The organism is Cnuibacter sp. UC19_7 (assembly GCF_042699995.1).
Lineage (GTDB): Bacteria > Actinomycetota > Actinomycetes > Actinomycetales > Microbacteriaceae > Cnuibacter.
Genome location: NZ_CP170560.1, coordinates 1,048,840 through 1,060,960 on the forward strand (window position 1 = coordinate 1,048,840; position 12,121 = coordinate 1,060,960).

Genomic DNA, 12,121 nt, shown 5'->3' on the forward strand with positions numbered 1-12,121 from the left:
GACGGTGTCGTGCGGGCACGACGAGGACCGAAAGTCTCTCCCCCGGCTCTGCAGGCTGGGCCTGCACAGTCGTCGCGCCCCCGAGCACCCTTCGGCGGATGCTGTGCTGACGAGGATCGCGGATGCGGGATACTCCCCTTCTTCCGAGCAACTTTACAGCGGTTCGACCGATACCATTGGCGCTCGTGAGCCAGGACGACCGGAACGCCGCCCAGAACTCAACCTCCGAGCCTTCGGCCGCCAAGCCCGGCGGGTCGGATGGGCGTGTCTACCGCGACAGCACGACCGCTCGCACGCTCGGTCTCTTCATCTTCGCCAGCCGGTGGCTGCAGGCGCCGCTGTACTTCGGGCTCATCGTCGCGCAGATCATCTACGTGATCGTGTTCATGGTCGACCTGTGGCACATCGTCGAGGAGAACGTCCTCCACAACTGGGCGTACATCGACGAGACGCAGATCATGCTGGCCGTCCTCGGCCTCATCGACGTGGTCATGATCGCGAACCTCCTGATCATGGTGATCATCGGCGGCTACGAGACGTTCGTGTCGAAGATCCGCGTGACCGGGCATCCGGATGAGCCGGAGTGGCTCTCGCACGTCAACACCAACCTGCTGAAGGTCAAGCTGGCGGTCTCGATCATCTCGATCTCGTCGATCCACCTGCTGCGCACCTTCATCGAGGTGGGCGACATCGGCGCGCCGGACCAGGAGTCGGACACCGGCCACACCTACACCGAGGCCGGTGTGCTGTGGCAGGTGGTCATCCACCTCTCGTTCGTGGTGTCGGCCATCGCCCTCGCGCTCATCGACCGCTGGTCGCACCACTTCGCGGTGAAGCGCAAAGCGGATGCCGTCGAGCCCACCCCAGCGCCCGCGCCCGCGCCCGCGGCGCCCGCGGGCATCCCGGTCGGGGTCGGCGTGAGCACCGCCACGACGAGCACCGGGGCCGCACTCGTGAGCGCGACCCCGGTGACGGGCTACATCGTCGACGGCAGGTTCATCCCCTCGGCGTGACGCGGAGGGAGGAGCGCACCTCGACGACGAGCGCGTCGAGTCCGCGCTTGAGCGCGCTGACGGTCTCGTCGGCCAGCTCGCCGCGACCGGCCGCGGCCCGCAGGTCGGCGCGGAGGTCCTGCCGGAACTCGGTGATGGCGATCTCGGCGTCGCGCAGCGCGTCGGCCGAGCGCTGACGCGCCCGCGCGGCCTCGCCCGCAGCGGTGGCCTCGTCGCGGCTGCCGCCCTGGCGCGCCTCGCGGGCCGCCGAGGCGAGATCCGCCTTGAGGCTGCGCATGGCGCGGTCGACTCCCGAGCGCACCTCGTCGGCGAGCCGGCGCACCGAGTCGGACAGCTCGGCCTCGATGTCGTCGAGCTCCCCGCCGCGGTCGACGAGCTCCTGCCGGCCCGCATCGGTGATGGTGTAGACGGTCTTGCGCCCGTCGGCGGTCTTCGTCACCAGCCCCTCCTCCTCGAGCTTGGCCAGACGCGGGTAGATGGTGCCGGCGCTCGGCGTGTACGTGCCGCCGAAGCGGTCGCTGAGCGCCTGGATGAGCTCGTACCCGTGCTTGGGCGACTCGTCGAGCAGCCGCAGCAGGTAGAGCCGGAGGTGGCCGTGGCCGAACACGGGGGTCACAGCGATGCCCCCTCGGTGCTCGCGTCGGACGCCTCGGAGCCGGCATCGCCGCCGGTCGGCTCACCCGCCGAATCCGCCTCGCCCTGCGACGCATCCGCGTCCTCGGTGGAGGCGCCCCGCGACAGCACGGTGATGCTGCCCGACACGGAGTTGGCCTTCACATCGAGCCACTCCCCCTCGAGCGTGCCGGTCGACCCGTTGTAGCCCGAACCGCGCAGGCCCTTGATGGTGCTGCCGCCCAGCTGCAGCGTGCCCGACACCGTGTTGATGTTGTAGCGCATGGGCAGCCCGTCGTCGACGCGGACGGTGAGGTCGCCCGAGACGGTGTTGTTCTGCAGGTCGTACGGGTGCCCCGAGAGGTCGACGAAGACGGATCCGGAGACGCCGTCGCTCGAGAACCTGCTGATCCGACCCGAGGCGGCGATGTCGCCGGAGACCGTGTGGGCGGAGATGCGGCCGGTGTGATCGCGTACCGACACCTCGCCCGAGACGCTGTTGACGTCGATGTCGCCCGTGAGCGAGTCGAGGACGACGTCGCCCGTGATCGTGCTGATGCGGGCGTCGGAGGTGAGACCCGAGACGAGCGCCGAGGCGGAGATCACACCGAACTTCAGCGCGGCGTCGCGGGGCACGAGGATGCTGACGTCGGCACGCGCGTTGCCGCGCCACGACTTGAAGACGTCGATGAAGTTGTCCCAGCGCAGCTGGGGGTGGTCGACCTCGAGGCGGTCGCCGTCGATGGAGACCTTGAGCTCGCGGCCCACCACCGAGTGCACCTCGACCCGCGCTCCCGGCTCATCGTGGGCGATGATGTCGACCTGGCCGCCGATGAGGCTGACCTTGAGCGAGCGCACCAGCTCGACGTCGATGACCCTGGGGCCGTCGATGAGCCATTTCTCGAGCGCCATCTCGCCCTCCCTCCTCGCTGTCGCGATATATCTCGAATGAACGAGATACACGATATAGCTCGATGCCTCGCGAAGTCAAGATATATCGCGATCGAACCGTGAGATGAACCGCGAGTAGCACGCGCGGCGTCTCAGCCCGCGTGGGCCTGCATCCAGGGCATGGGATCGAACCTGAGCCCATCTGCGCCGTAGAGCTCGAAGTGCGTATGGAAGGCCGTGGCATTCCCCGTCTCCCCCGTGGCGGCGATGACCTGACCAGCGGTGACGTGGTCGCCGAGGCCCACCAGGATGGAGCCCTCGAGGAAGTGCATGTACATGCTGCAGAGCGGCTGCCCGTCGACGCTGTGGGCGATCGAGACGTAGAGGCCGCCGGTGCCGCTGTTGCCGGCGGAGAGCGCGATGACCACGCCGTCGGCGATCGAGTGCACGGGCGTGCCGGAGGGCGCGAGCATGTCGACGCCCTTGTGGAATCCCTCGGCCCGCCAGCCGAACGGATCGCCGACGTGCGACTCGCCGTTGGGATACGGCCACGAGAAGGTCGTGGCCGGTGTCGCCTCGGCTGCGCCGGCGGCGCACTGGGCCCCGCCGTAGCCGCCGAGATCGGCTCCGGATGCCCCGCTCGACCCCGCGCTCGACACGGGCTTCGGAGTGGGCGTCGGGGTCGGGGTCTGCACGGCGTAGCCGTCGCGGTCGACCTCGGGGACCGCGAGCCCCTCGGCGTCGTACGACTGGTCTGCCCCGCGCTCGACCGCGTACTGGACCGCGTCGAACCCACCGGGAGCCGACAGCGAGGCGGCGGGGACGGAGGTGGCGATCGCGACGCCGAACACGAACGTCATGGCGATCACGCCGAGGACCGGCCCTCCGTACTTCACCGACCCATTCTGCGGGGGCGCCCCGTCGAGCACAACCGCGGGCGTCGGGAACGCGCTCGCCGAGATGGCGCCGCAGCAGCATCCGCGCTGCCAGAATCGGACCCATGGCACTCCCCATCGAGGACTACGCGATCATCGGCGACAGCCACACGGCGGCCCTCGTGGGCAAGGACGGCAGCATCGACTGGCTGTGCCTCCCCCGCTTCGACAGCGCCTCGGTGTTCGGCGCCCTGCTCGGCGAGCCGAACCACGGCCGCTGGCTCCTCGCCCCCGACGGCGAGATCGTGAGCACCAGCCGCACGTACCTCGACGACACCTTCGTGCTCCTCACCCGCTGGCAGACGCCGACCGGCGAGGTCGAGGTGGTCGACCTCATGCCGTACGGTGGCTCGCTCCCCGACGTGATCCGCCGGGTGCGCGGCATCAAGGGCACGGTGCGGATGCGCTCCGAGCTGCGGATGCGCTTCGACTACGCGAGCGCCCTGCCCTGGGTGCGCCAGTCCCCGAAGCACGGCGGCAACGCGCTGATCGCGACCGCCGGCCCCGATGCGCTGATCGTCCGCGGACCCGCTCTCACCCCTCGCGACCACCGCCACGAGGCCGTCTTCGACGTCTCGGAGGGCGAGCAGGTCGACAGCGTCATCACCTGGTTCCCCTCGCACAAGCACACGCCCGACGCCATCGACGTCGACAAGCGCCTCGAGGACACCCTCCACTGGTGGCGCACCTGGGTGGGCGAGTTCGAGACCCCGTACCGCGAGCACGTTCGGCGGTCGCTCCTCGTGCTACGCGCCCTCACCCACGCCGAGACGGGTGGGATCGTCGCCGCTCCCACCACGAGCCTGCCCGAGCAGTTCGGCGGCCCGCGCAACTGGGACTACCGCTACGTCTGGATCCGCGACGCGTCGCTGACGCTCGCGGCGCTCATGCTCCACGGCTACGGCGAGGAGGCGCAGCACTGGCGCCGCTGGCTGCTGCGCGCGGTCGCGGGCGATCCGTCCGACATCCAGATCATGTACGGCCTCGCGGGAGAGCGCCGCCTCCAGGAGTACGAGCTCGACAGCCTGCCCGGCTACCAGGGCTCCTCTCCCGTCCGCATCGGGAACGCCGCTTCGGACCAGTACCAGAGCGACATCTTCGGCGAGCTCATGGTCGCCCTCCGCGCCGCGCGCATCATCGGCGTCGAGGAGGACGAGTACAGCTGGCCGCTGCAGCGGGCGCTGATGGGCTACCTCGAGACCGTGTGGGACCGTCCCGACAACGGCATCTGGGAGATCCGAGGGCCGGCCCAGCACTTCACGCACTCGCGGGTGATGGTGTGGGCGGCGTTCGCCTGCGCCGTGGAGGCGGTGCGCGTCTACGGTCTCGACGGGCCGGTCGAGCGCTGGGAGAAGCTGCGCGACGAGATCCGCGACGAGGTGCTCACCCGCGGCTACGACGCCGAGCGCAACACGTTCGTGCAGCACTACGACACGAAGGAGGTCGACGCCTCGCTCCTCCTCCTCGGCCAGATCGGGTTCATCGCCCCCGACGACCCGCGGATGCTGGGCACGGTCGCCGCGATCGAGCAGGATCTGCTGCGCGACGGCCTCGTCATGCGCTACCGCACCGGGAGCGGCGTCGACGGTCTCCCCGGCGACGAGAACCCCTTCCTCGCCTGCTCGTTCTGGCTGGTGCAGCAGTATGCGCACTCCGGCAGGCTCGACGATGCGCGGGTGCTGATGGATCGGCTGGTCGGGCTCTCGAACGACCTGGGCCTGCTCTCGGAGGAGTACGACGTGGCGGGGAAGCGCCAGGCGGGCAACTTCCCGCAGGCGTTCTCGCACCTCGCGCTGGTGCGGGCGGCCGACGCGATCGCCACGGCGACGGGCACCCGGCCCACGGCGAGCGGCGGGCATCTCGCGCCCGGCGCCTGAACGCATCCGGCTGCGCCTGAGCGCACTCAGCGGGCAGCGCCGGAGCGCCACCCCCGCGGGGACGGGGTTAGCATCGAAGGGATGCAGCCACTCACCGAGTCGCAGATCCGCTCCTCGTTCGCGAACGAGGAGGCCTTCGACCTCTCCAGGATGACCCTCCCCGGTCTGCACGAGATCCTGTGGGAGGAGCGCGAGTTCCTCGGATGGCGCGACGCCCACGCCATCCACCGCGGGTACATCGTCTACTGGCGCGACGGCGAGCCGGTCGGCATCGTGCTCAAGGCGGCCGGCGCCCGGATGCGGCCCGGGATCGCCGCCATGTGCTCCTTCTGCCGGTCCCCGCTGCCGGGCGGCCAGGTCACCCTGTTCACCGCGCCGCGCGCCGGTCAGGCGGGCGTCGACGGGTCGACGATCGGGCAGTACATCTGCTCCGACCTGTCATGCTCGCACCTCATCCGTCTGGTGCCGCCGCGCTCGGAGGTGAACCCCGACCCGCAGGCCATGGTCGCGATGCGCGCCGAGGGCCTCACCCATCGACTCCGCTCGTTCACCGACGACGTGCTCCGCGCCTCCTGAACCACCGCGGTTCACCGCCGGTTCACCCGGTCGACCTACCCTGACGCGGATGCGCCCTCACGGCGCGTGAATGCGCCCTCGCGGCGCGTGGAGGGAGACCGGTGGGCGCACGCTGGCGCAGCAGTTCGAGCCGTGAGCTCGCGCGGACGGCGCAGTGGTCGAACACCGCCGTCGTCCGTGACGAACTGGCCCGCCGCGCATCCCGAGAGCGCTTCGACTACGTCCCGCTCCTCGAGGCCCTCGCTCGCGGACCGGTCCCGCTCGACCGCACGACCGGCGTCGCCCTGGCGGAGAGCGTCGAGCGTCAGGCCCGCGACGACCGCGACCACACGGCCGCGGCGCTCCTCTTCCGTGCCTCCGTCGACCGCGCTGACGTGGTGCTGCTCGATCCCGAGGCGCAGCTGGCGATGATCGCCGCCCTGCTCGGCTCCGGGCACCACGACGACGCGGCGGGCATGCTGAAGCTCCTCCACGGCGTGCCCGTCGAGGAGCTCCGGCAGATCGCGGCGGACGTCGTGAACCCCTGGACCCGGCCCGGCGGAGCCGACGCCGGGAGCTGGCGGCGCGCCTTCTCGAGCGTCTTCACCGAGGCGGGCTTCGAGGCCCCGGAGCTTGGAGAGGACGGAAGCGCCCGCGGAGCCGGTCATCCCTTCGACCGACTGCGCTCCCCTGAGCTGCCCGCCGTGTCGGACTCTGATGATCCGCTGGTGTCGGTCGTGATGACCTGCCACCGGCCGGGCGACGAAGTGCTCACGGCGGTCGCATCCGTGCTCGCGCAGACCTGGCGGCGGCTCGAGCTGATCATCGTCGACGACGGGTCGCCCGCCGACTTCAAGCGCACCCTCGCCACGATCGGTCGGCTCGACCCGCGCATCCGCATCCTCCATCGCTCGACCAACGCGGGCACGTACACCTGCCGCAACCTCGCCCTGCGCTCCGCGAGGGGCGAGTTCGTGACCACCCACGACTCCGACGACTGGATGCATCCGCGCCGGATCGAGACGCAGGTCCGGCACCTGCTCGCGAATCCCGACGTGCCGTCGAACTCCACGCACGCGCTGCGGATCACCGATGAGCTGTCGTTCACCCAGCCTCGTGGCTACCTCGTGCGTCTGTGCGAGCCATCGCTGATGTTCCGCCGACGGCTCATCGCCGAGCGGGTCGGGTCGTTCGACGCCGTCCGCAAGGGCGCCGACACCGAGTTCCGCCTCCGCATCGCCACCGTGTTCGGGCGCGCGTCCGACATCCTGCTCCCCGGAGTCCCTCTCACGCTGCAGCGGTGGCGGTCGGCCTCGCTCACCGGGGAAGAGATCGGGCCGCGCTGGCTGAGTCCGTCGCGCATCGCCTACGGCAGCGCCTACCTCTCGTGGCACCGCTCGATCGCGGCGGGCACGGCCGATCCGCGCAGCGAGCGGACGTCGGCCGCCCGCCCGTTCCCCGCTCCCGGCGACATCGTGAGCAGCGCGATCACCGAGATCGTGCCGCTCGCCCCTGCGTCGCACCTCGACGTGCTCTTCGTGGTCGACATGGTCGAGCGGATCGGCGACACACGCTCCTTCGATCGGTTCGCCCAGCGCATCCGGCAGGAGGTGCGCTTCGGCCGGCGCGTGGGCGTGGTGCACGCATGGAGCGCCGGGCCCGAACCGCAGCTCCCGTTGCGCTACCTGCCGAGCATGCAGGCGCTGTTCGACGACGGGGTCGCGACCCTGGTGCTCACGGGCGAGGAGGCGAGCGCGGACGCGGCCTACGTCGTCGACGCGGCGACGCTGCAGGACCCGGCGGACCAGCCGTGGGAGGTCGGCCGGATCATCCGCGCCCGTTCGATCCCGCGCCCGCTGCGCTTCTCCGGGGTGCCGGAGTCGGCGGCGCGCGCGGACGACCGCGTCGGCCCGCGAGCGATGTACACCGACCGCGGCGGAGAGGACGAGTGGGAGGCCATCGCGGCGGTCGTCGAGCGGCTGCGGGCCCGCCATCCGGATGTCGACGCGGAGCGCGTGCGACAACTCGTCGAGGCAGAGCATGCCGCCCTGGCGGGCCACCGCATCCGCTCGTACGTCCCGCGCCTGGTCGAGCACCAGGCCTCCTCGGCCCTCCGCGCGGAGCACGACCGCGCGCTGCCGGGCCGGCGCTGACGCGTGCCCCGCTCCGCGCCGATGCGCGCGGGGTGTCGGATGTGACACTCGTGGTGGCCTCGCGGGGCGTCAGCCCACCACAACCGTCAGATCCGCACCGCGCCGGATGGGTCGCGGGTGCGGGAAGTGGCTCCCACCCAGATGGGCCCAGGCGTGACGGATCTGACACTCGTGGCGGCCCCGCGGGGCATCAGGCCACCACGACCGTCAGATGTGCACCGCGCCGGATGGGTGAGGGATGCGGGGAGGTCGGGTCCGCTCCGAGCAGGGCGCGGCCAGGTGCGGTGGATCTGACACCCGTGGTGGCCTCGCGGGCCGTCAGCCCACCACGGCTGTCAGATCCACCCCGGGCGCGGAGCGCGGGCCGCGGCGTCAGCCGTCATTGACGGCGATGTCATCCTCGTCGGTGGGGGTGTCGGCGCCCGTGGGCTCCGGCTCGTCGGCCACGGTGGGGTCGACGCCCGAAGGGGGCGCGTCGGTGGTGGGGCCGTTGCCCACGATGCCCTCGCCGTCGGGGTAGCCGGCGTAGTCGGGGAACTCGTTCGGGTTCGTCATGCTCTTCCCTTCGTCGTGCCCCCGACCCTACCCGGGCGGCTCCGGATCGCCAGGGCCCCGATCCCGCGCCCGTCGAGACGCGAACCCGCCCCGGAACGAGGAAAGCCCCCGGATCGTGTGATCCGGGGGCTTCGCCGTGTTGTGACCCCAGCGGGATTTGAACCCGCGTTACCGCCGTGAGAGGGCGACGTCCTAGGCCGCTAAACGATGGGGCCGTTTTTGCAACCTGACGATTATAGGCAGGTTCCGGGGGCGAGTTCAAATCGGCGGATGCGCATCACGCGAGCACCCTCAACGCACCCGGGTGGAGTGTCACCGTGAGCGGCAACGGGCCGAACGGCTCGCCGTCGGCGAAGGCCGTGATGCCCTCCGCGTCGAGGGTGATGACCCGCCCGCGGCGGAACTCGACGACGTCGAGCCCGGCGTGGGTTCCGGAGAACACCTTCGGGAAGAGACGCATGAAGCGGCCGCGGCCGACCGGGGCCACGACGAAGACGTCGAGCAGGCCGTCGTCGAGCGACGCGTCGGGCGCGATGCGCATCCCTCCCCCGATGCGCCCGTTGTTGGCCACCGCCAGCAGCACGGAGTCGACCTCCCACGGCTCGCCGTCGATCGTGAGCCGGTAGCGGCGGGCCCGCAGCCGCACGAGCTCGGCCACCAGGGCGATCACATACCGCGACGCGCCCTTCGGGCGGCGCATCGCGTTCGCGCGCTCGTTGACGCGCGCGTCGAAACCCGCCGAGAGCGCACCGGCGAACCAGCGATCGGGGCCGTCGAGCCCGGACACCACGGCGGCATCCACCCGGCGCACCCCGTCGGGGCTCGAGAGGTGCTCGAGGAGGACGGCCAGGGCCGCCTCCGTGTCGGAGGGGAGACCGAGGCCGCTCGCGAAGTCGTTGCCCGTGCCCGCGGGGATGATCCCGAGCGGCACGTCGGTGCCGCCCACGAGATCGACGCCGAGGTTCACCATGCCGTCGCCGCCGACGACGACGAAGGCGTCGGTCTGCAGGCGAAGGGCGTCGCGGGCGACGCGGACGAGCCCGTCGAAGTCGGGGGCGCTGAGCGGCACGACGTCGTGGCCGCCCGCCTTGAGCGCCGTGACGACCGTGGGACCGACGTGCCGGGTCCGGCCGAAGGAGGCGTTCGGGTTGATCGCGACGACGATCCGCTTCGCTGGGGAACCCATGGGGCCTGATCCTCCCATACCCGGGCGTCCGCCCGTGCCGTTGCGCGGACGGAGCCCGGGGGTGTTTGCTGATTCGCGATGAGACTCACGAAGTTCGAACACGCCGCACTCCAGCTCGAGCAGAACGGCCGCCGCCTGTTCATCGACCCGGGCGTCTTCACGACACCGATCACCGAGGCGGCGAACACGGTCGCCGTCGTGATCACCCACGAGCATCCCGACCACTGGACCCCGGATCAGCTCAAGCGGATCGTCGACGCCTCCCCCGACGTCACGATCTACGGACCGGCGGGCGTCGTGGCCGCGGCCGGCGACTTCCCTGTCGTCGAGGTGCGTCCGGGCGAGGTCGTCGACGCCGCGCCGTTCTCGCTGCAGTTCTTCGGCGGCCGGCACGCCGTGATCCACACGTCCATCCCCGTGGTCGACAACGTCGGCGTGATCGTGAACGAGTCGCTGTTCTACCCCGGCGACTCGTTCGCCGACCCCGCGCAGCAGGTCGACCTGCTCGCGGTGCCCGTCGGAGCGCCGTGGCTGAAGATCTCGGAGGCGATCGACTACGTGCTCTCGATCAAGCCCAAGCGGGCCTTCGCCACGCACGAGATGGTGCTGTCGGTCGCGGGCAAGCAGATGGGGCACGATCGCCTTCGCTGGGCGACCGAGCAGGTCGGTGGCGAGTACGTCGCGCTCGAGCCCGGCGACACCCTCGACATCTAGCCCGAGAGGAGCACGAGCAGCTCAGGCCGGGTCCGCGCGGGTTCAGCTCAGGACGGGAAACAGCGACGGCGGCTCGGAGCCGAACACGTCACGGAGCGCCGCGCGCGCGGCGTTCCACCCCGACATCCCGTGCACGCCCGGACCGGGCGCCGTGCTCGACGAGCACAGGTACACGCCGTCGAGCGGCGTCCGGTACGGATCGGGCGACAGTCGCGGTCGCTTCACCAGCTGCGTGAACGAGCTCGCTCCCGACGCGATGTCGCCGCCGACGTAGTTCGCGTTGTACAGCTGGAGCGAAGCCGCAGAGATCGCGGAGGAGGCGATGATGCGGTCTCGGAAGCCGGGCGCGGCGTCCTCGATCCGGTCGGCGACGGCCTCCGTCATGTCGCGCCCCGATCCGCGGGGCACGTGCGTGTACGTCCAGACGGTCTGGTGCTCGTCGGGCGCCCGGCCCGGGTCGAACACACTCGGCTGCGAGACCAGCACATACGGATGCTCGGGATGGCGGCCCGCCGCGACCTCCTTCTCGGAGGCCTGCAGCTGCGCCGCTGTCCCGCCGAGGTGCAGCGTGCCCGCTCGGGCGAGGTCGGGATCGCGCCACGGGATGGGGCCGTCGAGCACGAAGTCGACCTTCGAGGCGGCGTCGCCGTACTTGAAGCGGCGGAGCATCGCCTGGTACCTCGGCGGCAGGAGGTCTCCCGCGATCGAGGCGAGGGCCCGCGGCGTGACGTCGAGGAGCACCGCGTGAGCCGTGGGCAGCGAGCGGAGGTCGTCGACCCGGTGCTCGGTGACCAGCCGGCCGCCGTGCGCCAGGAGATCGGCCACCAGCGCATCGACGATGGTGCGCGATCCGCCGATCGGGATGGGCCAGCCGCCGGGACCGTGTGCGAGAGCGGCCAGCAGCAGTCCCGCGGCACGGGCGCCCAGGGACGAGATGGGGGCGATCGCGTGCGCGCTGACGCCGGCGAGGAGCCCGGCCGCGCGCTGCGTGCGGAAGCCGCCGCTCGTGCCGAGAGAGGTCGCGAGAGCGCGCAGGCCGAACTGCGCGGTGGCGATCGGATGCGCCGGCATCCGAAGCACGGGGTTGGAGGTGAAGTCGAGCACCTGCGCGAGCTCACGGAGGATGGGGCTGAACAGGCGCGCCCACGCGTCGGCGTCGCGGCCGAGGCCGTCGGCGGTGCGCTCGATGTCGTGCCAGGCATGCGCCGCCACCCCGCCGTCGAAGACGTGGGCGTACGACAGCTCGGGCGTGACGAGGTCGATGCGGCTCGAGAGCCCGAACTCGCGGAAGAACGGCGACGCCCAGGCCATCGGGTGCACGGCAGAGCACACGTCGTGGAAGTGGTCGGGCAGCGTCAGCTCGGCGGTCCGCGCGCCGCCGCCGGGGGCCGCCCCCGCCTCGTACACCACGACGGACAGGCCCGCCCTGGCCATCGTGACGGCGGCGGCGAGACCGTTCGGCCCGCTGCCCACCACGACGGCGTCGACCGCGTCCGTGCTCATGCTCCCAGGCTAACCACGACGCCGGGCTCCCCGGTCACCCGGTAGGCCGCGATCCTGGTCCCGATGTCGTACGCCATGGGTCGAGCCAACCCCGGGAGGGCCGATCGCGCGACAGCGGGCGAGCATA

11 protein-coding genes and 1 tRNA gene are annotated in these 12,121 nt (G+C 71.4%); 5 read left to right on the forward strand and 7 right to left on the reverse strand.

What is annotated here, in order from left to right; translation table 11 throughout:
• The first annotated feature begins 185 nt into the window (after positions 1-185).
• Positions 186-1,013, forward strand: coding sequence for a TIGR00645 family protein (locus tag ACFJGV_RS04905; protein WP_378147273.1), 828 nt, complete (start codon positions 186-188; stop codon positions 1,011-1,013).
• On the opposite strand, the gene ACFJGV_RS04910 is transcribed toward ACFJGV_RS04905, so the two are convergent.
• The 3 genes from ACFJGV_RS04910 to ACFJGV_RS04920 all read right to left on the reverse strand — a co-directional run bounded on the left by ACFJGV_RS04910 (position 997) and on the right by ACFJGV_RS04920 (position 3,412).
• Entirely contained in the window at positions 997-1,629 is a 633-nt protein-coding gene (locus ACFJGV_RS04910) for a PadR family transcriptional regulator (RefSeq protein ID WP_378147275.1), read from the reverse strand. The two genes, ACFJGV_RS04905 and ACFJGV_RS04910, sit on opposite strands and share 17 nt — an antisense overlap.
• Positions 1,626-2,537 carry a hypothetical protein gene (locus tag ACFJGV_RS04915; protein WP_378147276.1) on the reverse strand — a complete coding sequence of 304 codons (912 nt, stop codon included), beginning with the start codon at positions 2,535-2,537 and terminating at the stop codon, positions 1,626-1,628. The genes ACFJGV_RS04910 and ACFJGV_RS04915 overlap by 4 nt, the downstream gene beginning before the upstream one ends.
• A gap of 131 nt (positions 2,538-2,668) precedes the next feature.
• The gene (locus ACFJGV_RS04920) at positions 2,669-3,412 is read right to left on the reverse strand and encodes a M23 family metallopeptidase (protein ID WP_378147278.1); all 744 of its coding nucleotides are present in this window, start codon (positions 3,410-3,412) and stop codon (positions 2,669-2,671) included.
• A gap of 104 nt (positions 3,413-3,516) precedes the next feature.
• Between ACFJGV_RS04920 and ACFJGV_RS04925 the strand changes: the two genes are divergently transcribed.
• The 3 genes from ACFJGV_RS04925 (at position 3,517) to ACFJGV_RS04935 (ending at position 8,036) form a co-directional block, all read left to right on the forward strand.
• The gene (locus ACFJGV_RS04925) at positions 3,517-5,328 is read left to right on the forward strand and encodes a glycoside hydrolase family 15 protein (RefSeq protein WP_378147280.1); all 1,812 of its coding nucleotides are present in this window, start codon (positions 3,517-3,519) and stop codon (positions 5,326-5,328) included.
• Positions 5,329-5,409: 81 nt separating this feature from the next.
• A complete protein-coding gene (locus tag ACFJGV_RS04930) occupies positions 5,410-5,904 on the forward strand; it encodes an FBP domain-containing protein (protein ID WP_378147282.1) in 495 nt (164 codons plus the stop codon).
• Positions 5,905-6,005: 101 nt separating this feature from the next.
• Positions 6,006-8,036, forward strand: coding sequence for a glycosyltransferase family 2 protein (locus ACFJGV_RS04935; protein ID WP_378147284.1), 2,031 nt, complete (start codon positions 6,006-6,008; stop codon positions 8,034-8,036).
• Positions 8,037-8,408: 372 nt separating this feature from the next.
• On the opposite strand, the gene ACFJGV_RS04940 is transcribed toward ACFJGV_RS04935, so the two are convergent.
• From ACFJGV_RS04940 to ACFJGV_RS04950, 3 genes are all read right to left on the reverse strand, one after another.
• Positions 8,409-8,591, reverse strand: coding sequence for a hypothetical protein (locus tag ACFJGV_RS04940; protein WP_378147286.1), 183 nt, complete (start codon positions 8,589-8,591; stop codon positions 8,409-8,411).
• 142 nt (positions 8,592-8,733) lie between these two features.
• Positions 8,734-8,806 (reverse strand) — tRNA-Glu (locus ACFJGV_RS04945).
• 62 nt (positions 8,807-8,868) lie between these two features.
• Positions 8,869-9,777 carry a diacylglycerol/lipid kinase family protein gene (locus tag ACFJGV_RS04950; RefSeq protein ID WP_378147287.1) on the reverse strand — a complete coding sequence of 303 codons (909 nt, stop codon included), beginning with the start codon at positions 9,775-9,777 and terminating at the stop codon, positions 8,869-8,871.
• A 78-nt stretch (positions 9,778-9,855) separates the two neighbouring features.
• Here ACFJGV_RS04950 and ACFJGV_RS04955 point away from each other — a divergent pair, with 78 nt between their 5' ends.
• Complete coding sequence (locus ACFJGV_RS04955) at positions 9,856-10,491, forward strand: MBL fold metallo-hydrolase (RefSeq protein WP_378147288.1); 636 nt, start codon at positions 9,856-9,858, stop codon at positions 10,489-10,491.
• Between the two features lie 42 nt (positions 10,492-10,533).
• Here ACFJGV_RS04955 and ACFJGV_RS04960 read toward each other — a convergent pair whose 3' ends face one another.
• A complete protein-coding gene (locus ACFJGV_RS04960) occupies positions 10,534-11,994 on the reverse strand; it encodes a phytoene desaturase family protein (protein ID WP_378147289.1) in 1,461 nt (486 codons plus the stop codon).
• Positions 11,995-12,121: the final 127 nt, after the last annotated feature.

Bases quoted from the DNA above. Each gene is read 5' to 3' on its own strand.
- ACFJGV_RS04915 (WP_378147276.1), bottom strand. From the start codon at position 2,537: ATGGCGCTCGAGAAATGGCTCATCGACGGCCCCAGGGTCATCGACGTC.
- ACFJGV_RS04925 (WP_378147280.1), top strand. From the start codon at position 3,517: ATGGCACTCCCCATCGAGGACTACGCGATCATCGGCGACAGCCACACG.
- ACFJGV_RS04930 (WP_378147282.1), top strand. From the start codon at position 5,410: ATGCAGCCACTCACCGAGTCGCAGATCCGCTCCTCGTTCGCGAACGAG.
- ACFJGV_RS04940 (WP_378147286.1), bottom strand. From the start codon at position 8,591: ATGACGAACCCGAACGAGTTCCCCGACTACGCCGGCTACCCCGACGGC.
- ACFJGV_RS04950 (WP_378147287.1), bottom strand. From the start codon at position 9,777: ATGGGTTCCCCAGCGAAGCGGATCGTCGTCGCGATCAACCCGAACGCC.
- ACFJGV_RS04955 (WP_378147288.1), top strand. From the start codon at position 9,856: ATGAGACTCACGAAGTTCGAACACGCCGCACTCCAGCTCGAGCAGAAC.
- ACFJGV_RS04960 (WP_378147289.1), bottom strand. From the start codon at position 11,994: ATGAGCACGGACGCGGTCGACGCCGTCGTGGTGGGCAGCGGGCCGAAC.